We start from the raw sequence: 13593 nt of genomic DNA on the forward strand, positions 1-13593 counted from the left end.
GAAAAGGCGGATCGCGTCCGGTCGCCGAATGGGGTTCAGCCGAGCAGGTCGTGCAGCTGCACGATCTCCTCGCGGCCGGGGCCGACGCCGATCGCCGAGATGCGCGAGCCGCTCATCGCCTCGAGCTCGCGCACGTACGTCTGCGCGTTGGCCGGCAACTCCTCGAAGGAGCGGGCGCCGGAGATGTCCTCGGTCCAGCCGGGGAACTCCTCGTACACGGGGGTGGCGTGGTGGAAGTCGGACTGCGACACCGGCACCTCGTCGAAGCGCTGCCCGTCGACCTCGTACGCGACGGCGACGGGGATGCGCTCGATGCCGGTGAGCACGTCGAGCTTGGTCAGCACGAAGTCGGTGACGCCGTTGATGCGGGCCGAGTAACGGGCGATCGGGGCGTCGTACCAGCCGGTGCGCCGGCGGCGGCCGGTGGTCGTGCCGTACTCGTGCCCCTTGTCGCTCAGGAACTCGCCCCACTCGTCGAACAGCTCGGTCGGGAACGGGCCGGCGCCGACTCGCGTCGTGTACGCCTTGACGACCGCGATGACCCGGTCGATGCGGTTCGGGGCGATGCCCGACCCGGTGACCGCGCCGCCGCTCGTCGCGTTGGACGAGGTCACGAACGGGTAGGTGCCGTGGTCGACGTCGAGCATGGTCGCCTGGCCGCCCTCGAAGAGCACGGTCTCGTCGCGGTCGAGCGCCTGGTGCAGCAGCAGCGCCGTGTCGGTGACCATCGGCCGCAGCCGCTCGACGTAGCCGAGCAGGTCGTCGACGATCTCGTCGACGGCGATCGCACGTCGGTTGTAGACCTTGACCAGCAGGTGGTTCTTCTGGTCGAGGGCGCCCTCGACCTTCTGGCGCAGGATGTTCTCGTCGAAGAGGTCCTGCATGCGCAGGCCGACCCGGTTGATCTTGTCGGCGTACGCCGGGCCGATGCCGCGACCGGTCGTGCCGATCTGGCGCTTGCCGAGGAAGCGCTCGGTGACCTTGTCGAGCGTGCGGTGGTACTGCGTGATGAGGTGCGCGTTCGCGGAGACGCGGAGCCTGGAGACGTCCACGCCACGGCTGGAGAGCGCCTCGAGCTCTTCGAAGAGCACCTCGACGTCGACGACCACGCCGTTGCCGATGACCGGAGTGACCCCAGGGGTCAGGATGCCGGAGGGCAGCAGGTGCAGCGCGTACTTCTCGCTGCCGACGACCACGGTGTGCCCGGCGTTGTTGCCGCCGTTGAACTTGACGACGTAGTCGAGACGCGGACCGAGCAGGTCGGTCGCCTTGCCCTTCCCCTCGTCGCCCCACTGTGCACCGATCAGGACGGCTGCGGGCATGTCAGTCCTCTCCTGCCGCGTCGTGCGCGGCGGGTTCGGCGACCTGGTCGCCGGTGGTTGCCGCGACGTCGCCACGCTGCTCGAGGAGCTGCGCGGACGTCACGATGGTGATGACCTGGGTGGGCGTGTACTCCGACGCGATGCGCGCCGGTGCCGATGCGTCGGCCGAGGCGAGCTCGTCGGCGAGCCTCCCGACCAGTTCGTCGAGCCCGAGCTGCGTCGCGGCGCGACGCTTGGCGTCGAGGGCGCGCAGGTAGGCCCGGTTCGGCTCGTCGGACCAGGGCACGGCTGCGCCGGGCTCCCATCCGGATGCCGCGAGCTGCTCCTGCGCGAGGTCGACGGCGACGCTCGCATAGGCGAAGGCGCCGATGGCGTTGCCCTCTGAATCGGCGAGGTCGGCGAGCTCGGCCCACGCGAGGGGGGACGACGGATGCTCGGAGACGACGGAGGCGACGGCCCCTCGATCGGCGGTGGCGAGCGCCTCGCGAACCTCTGGTTCGTCGACCAGGCCGGCCTCGCGCTCGGGTACTGATTCGTCTGCGGTCACACTCAACCTTATCGCGGCCCCCGTTCGGCGCCTCGGTGATCGAGGAGCCGACGAAGGAGGCGTCTCGAGATTCCGAGCGGCGGGACTCGAGACGCTCCGCTCCTCGACCGGCGCCACGGGGCGACGCCGTCACGCGGCATCCGCCCCAAGTAGGCTGGAGGGCATGTCGAAAGTCCTCTCCAGCCTGCCCGTCGGCGAACGCGTCGGCATCGCCTTCTCCGGCGGCCTCGACACCTCGGTGGCCGTCGCGTGGATGCGCGAGAAGGGGGCGATCCCCTGCACCTACACGGCCGACCTCGGTCAGCCCGACGAGCCCGACGTCGAGGCGGTGCCCGGCCGCGCCATCGAGTACGGCGCCGAGCTCTCGCGCCTGGTCGACTGCCGCGCGGCGCTCGTCGAGGAGGGCCTCGTCGCGCTGCAGTGCGGCGCGTTCCACATCCGCTCGGGCGGCAAGGCGTACTTCAACACGACCCCCCTCGGCCGCGCGGTCACGGGCACGCTCCTGGTGCGCGCCATGCTCGAGGACGGCGTCGACATCTGGGGCGACGGGTCGACCTACAAGGGCAACGACATCGAGCGGTTCTACCGCTACGGCCTGATGGCCAACCCCCGCCTGCGCATCTACAAGCCGTGGCTCGACGCCGACTTCGTCACCGAGCTCGGCGGTCGCGCCGAGATGAGCGAGTGGCTGCAGCAGCGCGACCTGCCGTACCGCGCCTCCGCCGAGAAGGCGTACTCGACCGACGCGAACATCTGGGGCGCGACGCACGAGGCGAAGGTGCTCGAGGAGCTCAGCGAGGGCATCGCCACGGTCGAGCCGATCATGGGCGTGAAGTTCTGGGACGAGTCGGTCGAGATCGCCGCCGAGGACATCACGGTGACGTTCGAGCAGGGTCGGCCGGTCGCACTGAACGGCACCCGGTTCGACGACGCCGTGGCCCTCGTGCTCGAGGCGAACGCGATCGGCGGCCGTCACGGCCTCGGCATGAGCGACCAGATCGAGAACCGCATCATCGAGGCGAAGTCGCGCGGCATCTACGAGGCGCCGGGCATGGCGCTGCTGCACATCGCCTACGAGCGCCTCGTGAACGCGATCCACAACGAGGACACGATCGCGAACTACCACAACGAGGGTCGCCGCCTCGGGCGCCTCATGTACGAGGGCCGCTGGCTCGACCCGCAGTCGCTCATGCTGCGCGAGTCGATCGTGCGCTGGGTCGCATCGGCCGTCACGGGCGAGGTCACGCTGCGCCTCCGCCGCGGCGACGACTACACGATCATGAACACGACGGGGCCCTCGCTCAGCTACCAGCCCGAGAAGCTCTCGATGGAGCGCGTCGGCGACCAGGCGTTCGGCCCCGAGGACCGCATCGGGCAGTTGACGATGCGCAACCTCGACATCGCCGACTCGCGCGCCCGCCTCGAGCAGTACGCGCACCTGAACCTGGTGGGCAGCGCGACCGCGGCACTCGTCGGCGACCTCTCGGTCGGCGACGCGGCGCAGATCCTCGCGGGTCCGGGCGAGACCGACCTCGAGGCCGCGACGGACGCGGCGAACGAGGCCTCCGCCTTCGACCTCGGCACCGACTGAGGCGCGAGCCGGTCACGCCGACGCCGAAGGGCGACGACACGCAGAAGGGCGGATGCCGCGGCATCCGCCCTTCGTGCTGTCAGCGTTCGACGCGTCGGTCGTCGCTGATCAGCCCAGGCCTCCCCCATAGCCGGCGGAATCCTCCGCCGGTCGGGCGTGCCAATCGTCCCGCCCCCAAAACGGGGGCGCGTGCCCGCCGAAACCACCCCGGTCGATGCGATACTCAGGCATCGCCCGCAGCCGGCTGACCGGCTCCGACTCGAGGAGTGCCGATGAGCCACGCACCACAGTTCGCCCCCGGAGCCGCCCGATGAGCGCCGAACTCGCGACCCTCATCGGCTGGCTGCTCGTCGCCGCCGACCTCGCGATCCGGATCGCCGCACTCATCATCGTGCCGCGCGACCGCAAGCCGACGGCGGCCATGGCGTGGCTGCTCGCGATCTTCCTGATCCCGTTCGTGGGCATCATCCTGTTCCTGCTCATCGGCAACGTGAAGCTCTCCAAGCGGCGGCGGCAGCGCCAGGTCGAGATCGACCGCATCCTCGCGGAGCACGAGGAGGACCTGCTGCCCGCCTCGGATGCCGCGAGCTGGCCGACGTGGTTCCGCACGGTGGTCGAGCAGAACCGCCGCCTGGGTGCGTTGCCAGCCGTCGCCGGGGACTCCGCGCAGCTCATGGGCGACTACGAGGCCTCGATCGCGGCGATGGCCGCGGACATCGACACCGCCGAGCGGTACGTGCACGTGGAGTTCTACATCATCGGACTCGACGACACGACGAAGGGGTTCTTCGCCGCCATGGAGCGGGCCGTGGCGCGCGGGGTGACGGTGCGGGTGCTGCTCGACCACGTGGCGTCCAAGCGGGTCAGCGTGCACGAGGCCACGTTCGCCGAGCTCGACCGCATCGGCGTGCAGTGGCACTTCCTGCTGCCGCTGAAGCCGTTCACCGACCGGTACGAGCGCCCCGACCTGCGCAACCACCGCAAGCTCGTCGTCGTCGACGGGCGGGTGGCGTTCACGGGTTCGCAGAACCTCATCGACCGGAGCTACGACGCACCGAAGAACCTCAAGCGCGGCCTCAAGTGGCAGGAGCTCGTGGTCCGCACGACCGGTCCCGTCGTCCGCTCGATCGACGCGGTCTTCCGGTCTGACTGGTACGCCGAGACCGACGAACTGCTCGAGGCGCCCGCCGAGCGCGCGGCGACGGCGAGGGTCGGGGGCGGCTCGCCCGAGGCATCCGCCGGCCTGGTCTGCCAGGTCGTGCCGAGCGGCCCCGCGTACGCCACCGAGAACAACCTGCGCCTGTTCCTGTCGCTCGTGGCGTCGGCGCAGGAGCGCGTCATCATCACGAGCCCGTACTTCGTGCCCGACGAGGCGATGATCTACGCGATCACGTCGGCGAAGCTCCGCGGCCTCGACGTGCAGCTCTTCGTCTCGGAGCTCGGCGACCAGGGCTCGGTCTGGCACGCGCAGCGCTCGTACTACGGCACGCTGCTGCGGGCGGGCGTGCGCATCTGGCTCTACCCGGCGCCGTACATCCTGCACGCGAAGCACCTCTCGATCGACGACGACGTCGCGGTGATCGGGTCGAGCAACATGGACATCCGCTCGTTCAACCTGAACTTCGAGATCTCGCTGCTCGTGCGCGGCGCGTCCTTCGTCGCCGGCATGCGCGAGGTCGAGCAGGGGTACCGCGATGCCGGGCGCGAGCTCACGCTCGAGGAATGGGAGAAGGAGCCCGCGTCGGCCACCTTCCTCGACGGGGTCGCGCGGCTCACGTCGGCGCTGCAGTAGCCCGCGGCCACGGCGACCGCGCCGGTCGCTGTGAGCTCGCCGAGATAACTTGCACACACGTGTGCAAGTTCGTACGATGGACGCATGCCGACCATCACCGAGGAGGTTCGCCGCGCCCCTCGCCGGGATGCCGCCGCGAACCGCGAAGCCCTGCTCGCCGCCGCATCGGCGACGCTCAACGAGCACCCCGACGCCGGACTCGAGGCGATCGCGGCGGCCGCCGGCCTCTCGCGCCGCGCCGTGTACGGCCACTTCGCCGGGCGTGACGAGCTCATCGCGGCCCTCATCGATTCGGGCGCGGTCCGGCTGAACGACATCGCGGCGAACGTCGACCATCCCGATACGCCCACCGCGATCGCGCTGCTCGGCGCACGCCTCTGGCACGCCGTCGAGCACGTGCAGCTCCTCGCCGCCATGGCGGTGCGCGAACCCCACGTCGACCTCGTCGCCGGTGCCCTCGCACCCGTGCGCGAGCGCCTCGCCGCCCTCGTCGAGCGCGGCATCGCAGACCACGGCATCCGTTCGGACATGCCGGCCGAGACGCTGGCCCGCCTCATCGAGCGCGCGGCCATCGCCGTGCTGCACGAGGCATCCGTCGCCCGACTGACCGACGCCGAGGGCCACCGCCTGGTGATGCTCTCGGTGCTCGGCACGGCCGGCCTCGGTTGGCAGGAGGCCGGCGCGCTCATCGCCACGGCGCCCGAGCTGGCCTTCCCGCCGGCACCGGCGGACCCTGCCGCAAGCGAGGGGGCCCGGGCGTGAGGGTCGACCTGCACAACGTCTCGAAGGGCCGCAGGGGCCAGTCGCTGCCGAGCACCACCATCGGCTTCGAGTCCGGTCGCGCCACGCTGACCCGCGCCGAGACCGAGCAGCGGCCGACAGTGCTCGGGCTCCTCGCCGCCGGCCGCATGCGCCCGGACACCGGCACGGTCACGATCGACGGACGAGCGGATGCCGCGAGCATCCGGCGGCGCGTCGCCCTCGTCGACGCCCCCGGCGTCAGCGACCCGGCGCCCGACGTCACCGTCGCCGGCGTCACGGCCGAGGAGCTCATGTTCGCCGGCATCCCGTCGCACCCCGTGTCCGTCGCGAATTGGCTCAACGACCTCGGGCTCGCGGCATCCGCGCGGGTGCCCATCGGCGACGTCGACCCGGAGGACCGGTTGCGCCTGCTCACCGAGCTCGCCATCCTGCGGGACGGCATCGAAGGGCTGGTGCTCGTCTCCCCCGACCGCCACGGCGGCGACCCGATCGAGTGGTGGGAGCTCGCGAGGGGCCTCGCCGATCGGGGCTTCGCCGTGCTCGTCATCGCTGGCGACGCCTCGGCCGCCGCCATCGCGGCGACATCCATGCTCGCCCGCATGCAGGGCGACGAACCAGACGAGGCCGTCGAGCACGACGTCATCGCCGAAGGAGGCCTCGCATGAAGGTCCCGCAGATGATCGCGGCGGAGTTCCGCCGGCTCTTCTCCACCCGGATGTCGGTGATCGCGCTCATCGCGCTCGTCGCGGTGCCCGTGCTGTACGGCGGGCTCTACCTCTGGGCGAACCAGGACCCGTACGCGAAGCTGCCCGAGGTGCCCGTCGCGCTCGTGGTCGACGACCAGGGCACGACGGCGACCGATGACGCCCCGGCGCGCAACGTCGGCGACGAGGTCGCCGACGAGCTCATCGCCGACGGCGCCTTCGACTGGCACCGGGTCTCGGCCGAGGATGCCGCCGACGGGCTCGCCGACTCGAGCTACGACTTCGTGATCACGCTGCCCGCCGACTTCAGCGACGCACTCGCCTCGATCCAGACGGATGCCCCGCGCCAGGCGGAGATCATCCTCGAGACGAGCGACGCGAACAGCTACCTCGCCGGCACGATCGGCGAGCAGGCCGTGAAGACGATCCGCACCACGGTCGCCGAGCAGGTCGGCCAGGAGGCCGCCTCGCTCCTGCTCGACTCGATCTCGACCATCCGCGGCAAGATCGTCGAGGCCGCCGACGGCGCGCAGCAACTCGTCGACGGCACGGCGACGGCGATCGACGGGGCGGGCCAACTGGGTTCCGGGGCGTCGCAGCTCGCCGACGGCACCGCCGCGCTCGCGACCGGCACCCGGCAGCTCGCCGACGGCAGCGCGACCCTCACCTCCGGGGCGCAGCAGGTCGCCGACGGCAGCGCGACCCTCGCCGACGGCGCGCAGCAGGTCGCCGACGGCAATGCGCAACTCGCGGATTCCGCCGACCGCGTGGGGTCGGCCGTGGGCGAGGCCGCCGCCGCCGTGCCGGAGGCGCGCGCCGACATCGCGGCTCGCCTCGCCGCCGCGGGCGTCGACCAGGCGACCATCGACGACGTGCTCACGCGCCTCGACCCGCTCGGCGACGACATCGCCGCCGGCAATGCCCGCGTGCAGGAGGTCGTCGGACAGATCGACCAGCTCGCCGCCGGCAGCGCCCAGGTCGCGAGCGGATCCGCCGACCTCGCGGCGGGCAGCGCCCAGGTCGCGAGCGGATCGGCCGACCTCGCCGCCGGGGCCGCCACCGCGGCCGACGGCGCCGACGCCGCGGCATCCGGCGCCTCGACCCTGCGCGACGGCATCGGAACGCTCGGCGACGGGCTCGGCGAGCTCGAGGCGGGAACGCAGACCCTGCAGTCGGGCCTGTCCGACGGCGCGGCGTCGATCCCCGACTCCGACCAGGCGACCCGCGACGCGCAGGCGAAGACCATCTCGGACCCGGTCTCCCTCGAGACCGACGCCCTCACCGAGGCCGGCAACTACGGGGCGGGCCTCGCGCCGTTCTTCGCCGCGCTCGCCGGGTGGATCGGCATCTACGCGCTCTTCCTCATCGTGAAGCCCATCTCGCGACGCGCGGTGACGGCGCTGCACTCGCCCATCCGTGTGACGCTCGCGGGCTGGCTGACGCCCGGCATCCTCGGCGCCGTGCAGATGGTCGGCCTGTTCACGGTGCTCGCGGTGACGCTCGGGTTCCCGATGACGCATCCGCTCGGCACCCTGGGCGTCATGGTGCTCGCCTCGGCGACGTACGCGGCGATCATCCTCGCTTTGAACGTCTGGCTCGGCTCGGTCGGCCAGTTCCTCGGGCTCGTGCTCATGGTGCTGCAGCTGGTAACGGCGGGCGGCACGTTCCCCTGGCAGACACTGCCCGCGCCGCTCGCCGCGCTGCATCACGTGCTGCCGATGGGCTACGTCGTCGACATGATGCGGCAGGTGATGTATGGCGGCGACCTCGGCCGCGCCGGCTCGGACGCGATCGTGCTGCTCGTCTGGCTCGGGGGCGCGCTCGTGCTCGCGGCGATCGGCGTGACGCGCATGACCCACTTCCGCACCCTCCGCGACCTGCAGCCGAGCCTGATCGGCTGAGACTCGCGTCCACCGGCGCATGCGTTCGAATGCTCGGGCAGCCGGGGCTCGGGCCGCCGGGGCTCGGCCCCGGGGGAGAGTCCGAATTCGCGTATGCCAGTTTCCCCTCAACGATGAGGGGGAACTGGCATAGCGATGCGGACACCCGGAGATCGCCGGCGGTCGAGGACCTGAATCGTCCACTGCAAGAGGGCGCACAGCACGTCGCGCACCGGCACGCGCGAGGAGCGGATGCCGCGGCATCCGCCCCTCCTGCGCCCGATCAGCTGAACCTATGCGGGCGTCTGCTGGTGGGCCGCCACGTGCCAGGCGCCGTCGTCGTAGACGTACGTGGTCGACATGCGCAGGTTCGCGGTGTCGTCGCCACGCCGCGCGATCGCACGGTAGACGACCATGCCGGCACGATCGCCGAGACGGATGACGGCGGGCTCGTGCAGCTCGTAGGACTCCCACGGCGGCGTGCTGCGGAAAGCGGCGAGGATCTCGTCGCGGCCGAGCATCGCCCCCTCGACGACCATGAGCGCGTCGCGGGTCATCGCCCGCTGGTAGTGCTCGCCGCCGCGACCGTCGAGGATCGCCTTCCATCCGGCGTGCTCCTCGTGCAGCAGACGGGCGGGCAGATCGTCCGTGATCTCGGTCATGGCCCAACCGTAATCGCGATCGGATGCCGCGGCTAGGGCTTGCCGGGATCGGCGCGAACCCCGTGACGCAGCAGCGCCGCGACGCAACTCCGGAGCGCTGGGGCGACACGCCGGCTCAGGCGGCGCGGTGCCCCGCGTGTCGGGGCGCGGCTCCGGAGTTCCGCCGCGGCATCCGCTCGGTCAGAGCCAGCCCTTGCGCTTGAAGAGGCCGTAGAGCACGCCCGCGAACGCGAACATGAGGGTGAGGGCGAACGGGTACCCCCACGGCTTGTCGAGTTCGGGCATGTGCGTGAAGTTCATGCCGTAGATGCCGGCCACGAGCGTCGGCGCGAAGATGATGGCCGCCCAGCTCGAGACCTTCTTGGCCTGCTCGCTCTGGGCGACGGCGGCCTCGGAGAGCACCTTCGTCTCCTCGTTCTGGCGCTGCGCGACGAGCGTGGAGTGCACCTGCAGGGCGTTCTGCAGCAACTGGCGGAACGTGTCCCCGCGCTCGACGATGCGGATGACGTGATCCTTCACGTCCCGCAGGTAGCGCTGCAGCTCGAGGTCGACGGAGTACTTCTCGAACCCGCGCTCGAGCCCCTCGAACATGCCGACGAGCGGCCGGGTCGCGCGCTGGAACTCCATGACCTCCGCCGCGAGGTCGTAGATGCGGCGGGTGACCTCTGGGTCGCCGGAGAAGAGCTGCTCCTCGATCTCGTCGATGTCGTTCTCGAGGCCCGCGTCGACGGGCGCGTACTCGTCGACGACCTCGTCGAGCACGGCGTACAGCACCGCCTCCGGCCCCTTCGCGAGCAGGTCCGGCGAGGACTCGAGCCGCCGCCGCACGCGGGTCAGGTCCGGTGATTCCGCGTGCCGGATGGTGATCGCGAAGTCGGGTCCGATGAACACGTGCAGCTCGCCGAACTCGACCTCCTCGGCCTCGTCGAGGTACCGGGCCGGGCGCAGGACGATGAAGAGCGTGTCGCCGTAGCGCTCGAGCTTGGCCCGCTGGTGCCCCTTGCGGGTGTCCTCGACCGCGAGCGGGTGCAGTCCGAACTCCGCGGCGAGCGCGGCGAGCTCATCGCCGGTCGGCCGGTAGAGCCCGATCCACGCGAAGCCGCCGTGCTCCTCGCGGGTCTCGAAGGTCTCCTCGAGCGAGGAGGGGGTGGCGACGCGACGGCCGCCCTGGTAGATCGCGTTGTCGACGACGGGCACCGGCACAGTCTGCCACCGCGCGGACGCCGCGCCGCGGTCGGCGCGCGCTCGTCAGCGGCGTGCGTGCCTCCGCACCCACTCGTGCATGACGATCGCGGCCGCGGCGCTCGCGTTGATCGAGCGCGTCGAGCCGTACTGCGTGATCTCCACCACCCGGTCGGATGCCGCGATCGCCTCGTCGCTCAGCCCCGGACCCTCCTGGCCGAAGAGCAGCACGCAGCGCTCCGGCAGTTCGGCGTCGTCGACCGGGATGGACCCCTCGACGTTGTCGACCGCGATGATCGGGAGCCCCTGCGCCTCGGCCCACTCGACGAAGTCGGCGACATCCGGATGGTGCAGCACGTGCTGATAGCGATCGGTGACCATGGCGCCGCGCTTGTTCCAGCGGCGTCGGCCGATGATGTGCACGGTCTCGGCGGCGAACGCGTTCGCGCTGCGCACGATCGAGCCGATGTTCAGGTCGTGCTGCCAGTTCTCGATCGCCACGTGGAACGGATGCCGGTGCAGGTCGAGGTCGGCCACGATGGCCTCCATGCGCCAGTACCGGTACCGGTCGATGACGTTCCGGGTGTCGCCGTTCGCGAGCAGCTCGGGGTCGTAGTGCGGATCGGCCGGCCACTCGGCCTCGCCACCGGGCCACGGCGGGACGCCGTGCGGCAGGGTGGGCTCCGGATGCTCGGGCTCGGTCACAGGCCAACGCTACCCGGCAGTCACGACAGGGGCTTTTCGGTATGCCTAAATCTTGCTACGGTTTCGGCATGCCGAAAACGCTCGAGGATGAGACCGACGCGAACGACGCTCCCGCTTCGACGGACCGTCGCGCCGCGGCATCCGGCCCACGCCTCGTTTGGTTGATCGGCCCAGCGCTCGTCGCGGGAGTCGCCTACCTCGACCCGGGCAACGTCGCGAGCAACATGACCGCCGGCGCGCAGTACGGGTACCTGCTCGTGTGGGTCGTCGTCATCGGCAACGTCATGGCCTGGCTCATCCAGTACCTCTCGGCCAAGCTCGGCGTGGTCACCGGCAAGAGCCTGCCCGAGGTGCTCGGCGAGCGCATCGGCAACCGGTGGGGCCGTCGCGCGTACTGGCTGCAGGCCGAGGCCGTGGCGATGGCCACCGACATCGCCGAGGTCATCGGCGGCGCCGTGGCGCTCAACCTGCTCTTCGGCGTGCCGCTCGTCTGGGGCGGCCTCATCACCGGCACCGTGTCGCTCGTGCTGCTCGTGATCCAGTCACGACGCGGCGCGCGCCCGTTCGAGTTCGTCATCATCGGGCTGCTCGTCATCATCGCCGTCGGCTTCAGCGTCGGCGTGCTCGTCGCGCCGCCCGACCCGGCCGGCGTGCTCGGCGGACTGGTGCCGCGCTTCGAGGACGCCAACTCGGTGCTGCTGGCCGCGTCCATCCTCGGCGCGACGATCATGCCGCACGCGATCTACGCGCACTCGGCGCTCGCGCGCGATCGCTTCGCCCCGAGGCACCGCACGGCGGCGCGCAGCATCCCGACCTCGCGCCTGCTCACCGCCACCCGCTGGGACGTGACGATCGCCATGGCCATCGCCGGCACCGTGAACCTCTGCATCCTGCTGCTGGCGGCGGCGAACCTCGCCGGCGTCGAGGGCACCGACAGCCTCGAGGGCGCCTACGCCGCGCTGCAGGTCTCCCTGGGGCCGGTCATCGCGACGCTCTTCGCGGTGGGCCTGCTCGCGTCGGGACTCGCGTCGACCTCGGTCGGCGCCTACGCGGGTGCCGAGATCATGCACGGGCTGCTGCGCGTGCGCGTGCCGCTGCTCGCCCGGCGCCTCGTGACGCTCATCCCCGCGCTCGCGATCCTGGCGCTCGGCTTCGACCCCACGCTGTCGCTCGTGCTGAGCCAGGTCGTGCTGAGCTTCGGGATCCCGTTCGCGCTCATCCCCCTGATCTCGGTCACGGCCAAGCGGGGGGTGCTCGGCCGGTACGCCAATCATTGGGCGACCACCGGGGCAGGCATCGCGGCATCCGTGTTCCTCATCACGCTCAACGGGGTGCTGCTCTGGCTCGTGTTCACGGGGGCGTGAGGCCTGCCCTGCGACGAGGGCTGCGACCAGTCGTCGGCGCTCGCTATCGTGAGCGGATGATCGATCGAGCGCCGACCCAGGCCGATCTCGTCGCGATGCTCGCGAGGGGCGACGACCTGCCGCCCGAACTCGCCACGCAACAGGAGCCCGACGCGGCATCCGGCCTGGAGTCGGACCTCGACGCGCGCGGCGACCTGGTGTACACCGACATCGCATACGCGAGGCCCGGCGGCTTCCGCCCGCTCGTGCTGGACCTGCGCGTGCCGCCGGGCGACGGCCCCGTTCCGGTCGTGCTGTACCTGCACGGCGGGGCCTTCCTCTGGGGCAGCCACCACGGCCCGCTCTTCGGTGTCGCCGAGGCGCTGGCCGACAAAGGCATCGCGACGGCGAGCGCCCAGTACCGACTGTCGGGCGAGGCGCCGTTCCCCGCGAACCTGCACGACGTGCATGCGGCGCTCCGCTGGCTGCGGGTCGTCGGGCCGGAGCTCGGACTCGACCCCGACCGCATCGGCGCCATGGGCGAATCCGCCGGCGGGTTCCTGGCCTGCTTCGCCGGCATGCGCCTCACGGACCCCGCTCTCGTCGGCCGGGTCGGCCTCCTCGGAGTCGAAGCCCGCGTCGAGGCGGTCGTCGGTTGGTACTCGTACACCGGGTCGGCGCTCGAGGAGCACCCCGATCCGGCGGTCGCCTCGTGGGCCTCGCCGCGAAGCCATGTCACGCCGGATGCCGCACCCATGCTCCTTCTCCACGGCGACGCCGACGGCATGGGCATGGAGCACAGCTCCGACCTCGTCGAGGCGCTCACCGCGGCCGGGGTCGAAGCGGAGTTCTCGCCCGTGGCCGGTGCCGATCACGTCTTCGCCGGCGTCGATCCGGCACCGGTCGTCGCGGCGACGGCCGCGTACTTCGCCGAGCGACTCGACGCCCGCCCTCGGTCGCGCTCGAACTGAGGCGGCGGACGCCCATCGCTCGGGTCCGACGGGCCGGCAGCGAGGCGGCGGTGAACCGCGCTGAGCCGGCAGTGCGCCGCCCGCTGGTCGTGTCCGCCGGGCGCATCGCCGGGCATGGGACCACCCCGGGTC

12 protein-coding genes are annotated in these 13593 nt (G+C 71.5%); 7 read left to right on the forward strand and 5 right to left on the reverse strand.

All coding sequences use genetic code 11. The annotated features are described in order from the left end of the window. Positions 1 to 35 precede the first annotated feature (35 nt). A complete protein-coding gene (locus GQQ95_RS07600; RefSeq protein WP_157427061.1) occupies positions 36 to 1322 on the reverse strand; it encodes an adenylosuccinate synthase in 1287 nt (428 codons plus the stop codon). A gap of 1 nt (position 1323) precedes the next feature. After that, positions 1324 to 1869 carry a DUF3151 family protein gene (locus tag GQQ95_RS07605; RefSeq protein ID WP_170297006.1) on the reverse strand — a complete coding sequence of 182 codons (546 nt, stop codon included), beginning with the start codon at positions 1867 to 1869 and terminating at the stop codon, positions 1324 to 1326. A gap of 163 nt (positions 1870 to 2032) precedes the next feature. Here GQQ95_RS07605 and argG point away from each other — a divergent pair, with 163 nt between their 5' ends. From argG to GQQ95_RS07630, 5 genes are all read left to right on the forward strand, one after another. Continuing rightward, complete coding sequence (gene argG / locus GQQ95_RS07610; protein WP_157427063.1) at positions 2033 to 3460, forward strand: argininosuccinate synthase; 1428 nt, start codon at positions 2033 to 2035, stop codon at positions 3458 to 3460. A 310-nt stretch (positions 3461 to 3770) separates the two neighbouring features. Further along, positions 3771 to 5252, forward strand: coding sequence for a cardiolipin synthase (cls, locus tag GQQ95_RS07615; protein ID WP_157427064.1), 1482 nt, complete (start codon positions 3771 to 3773; stop codon positions 5250 to 5252). A gap of 84 nt (positions 5253 to 5336) precedes the next feature. Continuing rightward, entirely contained in the window at positions 5337 to 6014 is a 678-nt protein-coding gene (locus GQQ95_RS07620; RefSeq protein ID WP_157427065.1) for a TetR family transcriptional regulator, read from the forward strand. Further along, positions 6011 to 6679 (forward strand): hypothetical protein, encoded by a 669-nt coding sequence (locus GQQ95_RS07625; protein ID WP_212275342.1) that lies wholly within the window; start codon positions 6011 to 6013, stop codon positions 6677 to 6679. Before GQQ95_RS07620 ends, GQQ95_RS07625 begins: the two co-directional genes overlap by 4 nt. Next, a complete protein-coding gene (locus GQQ95_RS07630) occupies positions 6676 to 8619 on the forward strand; it encodes a YhgE/Pip domain-containing protein (RefSeq protein WP_157427066.1) in 1944 nt (647 codons plus the stop codon). The genes GQQ95_RS07625 and GQQ95_RS07630 overlap by 4 nt, the downstream gene beginning before the upstream one ends. A gap of 272 nt (positions 8620 to 8891) precedes the next feature. On the opposite strand, the gene GQQ95_RS07635 is transcribed toward GQQ95_RS07630, so the two are convergent. From GQQ95_RS07635 to GQQ95_RS07645, 3 genes are all read right to left on the reverse strand, one after another. Further along, positions 8892 to 9260: a nuclear transport factor 2 family protein gene (locus GQQ95_RS07635; RefSeq protein ID WP_157427067.1), complete on the reverse strand. Its 369-nt coding sequence runs from the start codon at positions 9258 to 9260 to the stop codon at positions 8892 to 8894. 180 nt (positions 9261 to 9440) lie between these two features. After that, on the reverse strand, positions 9441 to 10457 hold the full coding sequence (gene corA / locus GQQ95_RS07640) for a magnesium/cobalt transporter CorA (protein ID WP_157427068.1): 1017 nt from the start codon (positions 10455 to 10457) through the stop codon (positions 9441 to 9443). A gap of 51 nt (positions 10458 to 10508) precedes the next feature. After that, on the reverse strand, positions 10509 to 11147 hold the full coding sequence (locus tag GQQ95_RS07645; RefSeq protein WP_157427069.1) for a TrmH family RNA methyltransferase: 639 nt from the start codon (positions 11145 to 11147) through the stop codon (positions 10509 to 10511). Positions 11148 to 11215: 68 nt separating this feature from the next. Here GQQ95_RS07645 and GQQ95_RS07650 point away from each other — a divergent pair, with 68 nt between their 5' ends. Together GQQ95_RS07650 and GQQ95_RS07655 are read left to right on the forward strand one after the other, a co-directional pair. Then, on the forward strand, positions 11216 to 12511 hold the full coding sequence (locus GQQ95_RS07650; RefSeq protein ID WP_157427070.1) for an Nramp family divalent metal transporter: 1296 nt from the start codon (positions 11216 to 11218) through the stop codon (positions 12509 to 12511). Positions 12512 to 12567: 56 nt separating this feature from the next. Beyond that, entirely contained in the window at positions 12568 to 13461 is an 894-nt protein-coding gene (locus tag GQQ95_RS07655) for an alpha/beta hydrolase (protein WP_157427071.1), read from the forward strand. Positions 13462 to 13593 lie beyond the last annotated feature (132 nt).

Origin of the sequence: Agromyces salentinus (assembly GCF_009749395.1) — a bacterium.
GTDB classification, from domain to species: domain Bacteria; phylum Actinomycetota; class Actinomycetes; order Actinomycetales; family Microbacteriaceae; genus Agromyces; species Agromyces salentinus.

What these genes read in the sequence shown, in the direction of transcription:
- cls (WP_157427064.1), top strand. Translation starts at nt 3,771, where the DNA reads ATGAGCGCCGAACTCGCGACCCTCATCGGCTGGCTGCTCGTCGCCGCC.
- argG (WP_157427063.1), top strand. Translation starts at nt 2,033, where the DNA reads ATGTCGAAAGTCCTCTCCAGCCTGCCCGTCGGCGAACGCGTCGGCATC.
- GQQ95_RS07650 (WP_157427070.1), top strand. Translation starts at nt 11,216, where the DNA reads ATGCCGAAAACGCTCGAGGATGAGACCGACGCGAACGACGCTCCCGCT.
- GQQ95_RS07655 (WP_157427071.1), top strand. Translation starts at nt 12,568, where the DNA reads ATGATCGATCGAGCGCCGACCCAGGCCGATCTCGTCGCGATGCTCGCG.
- GQQ95_RS07630 (WP_157427066.1), top strand. Translation starts at nt 6,676, where the DNA reads ATGAAGGTCCCGCAGATGATCGCGGCGGAGTTCCGCCGGCTCTTCTCC.
- GQQ95_RS07635 (WP_157427067.1), bottom strand. Translation starts at nt 9,260, where the DNA reads ATGACCGAGATCACGGACGATCTGCCCGCCCGTCTGCTGCACGAGGAG.
- GQQ95_RS07620 (WP_157427065.1), top strand. Translation starts at nt 5,337, where the DNA reads ATGCCGACCATCACCGAGGAGGTTCGCCGCGCCCCTCGCCGGGATGCC.
- GQQ95_RS07600 (WP_157427061.1), bottom strand. Translation starts at nt 1,322, where the DNA reads ATGCCCGCAGCCGTCCTGATCGGTGCACAGTGGGGCGACGAGGGGAAG.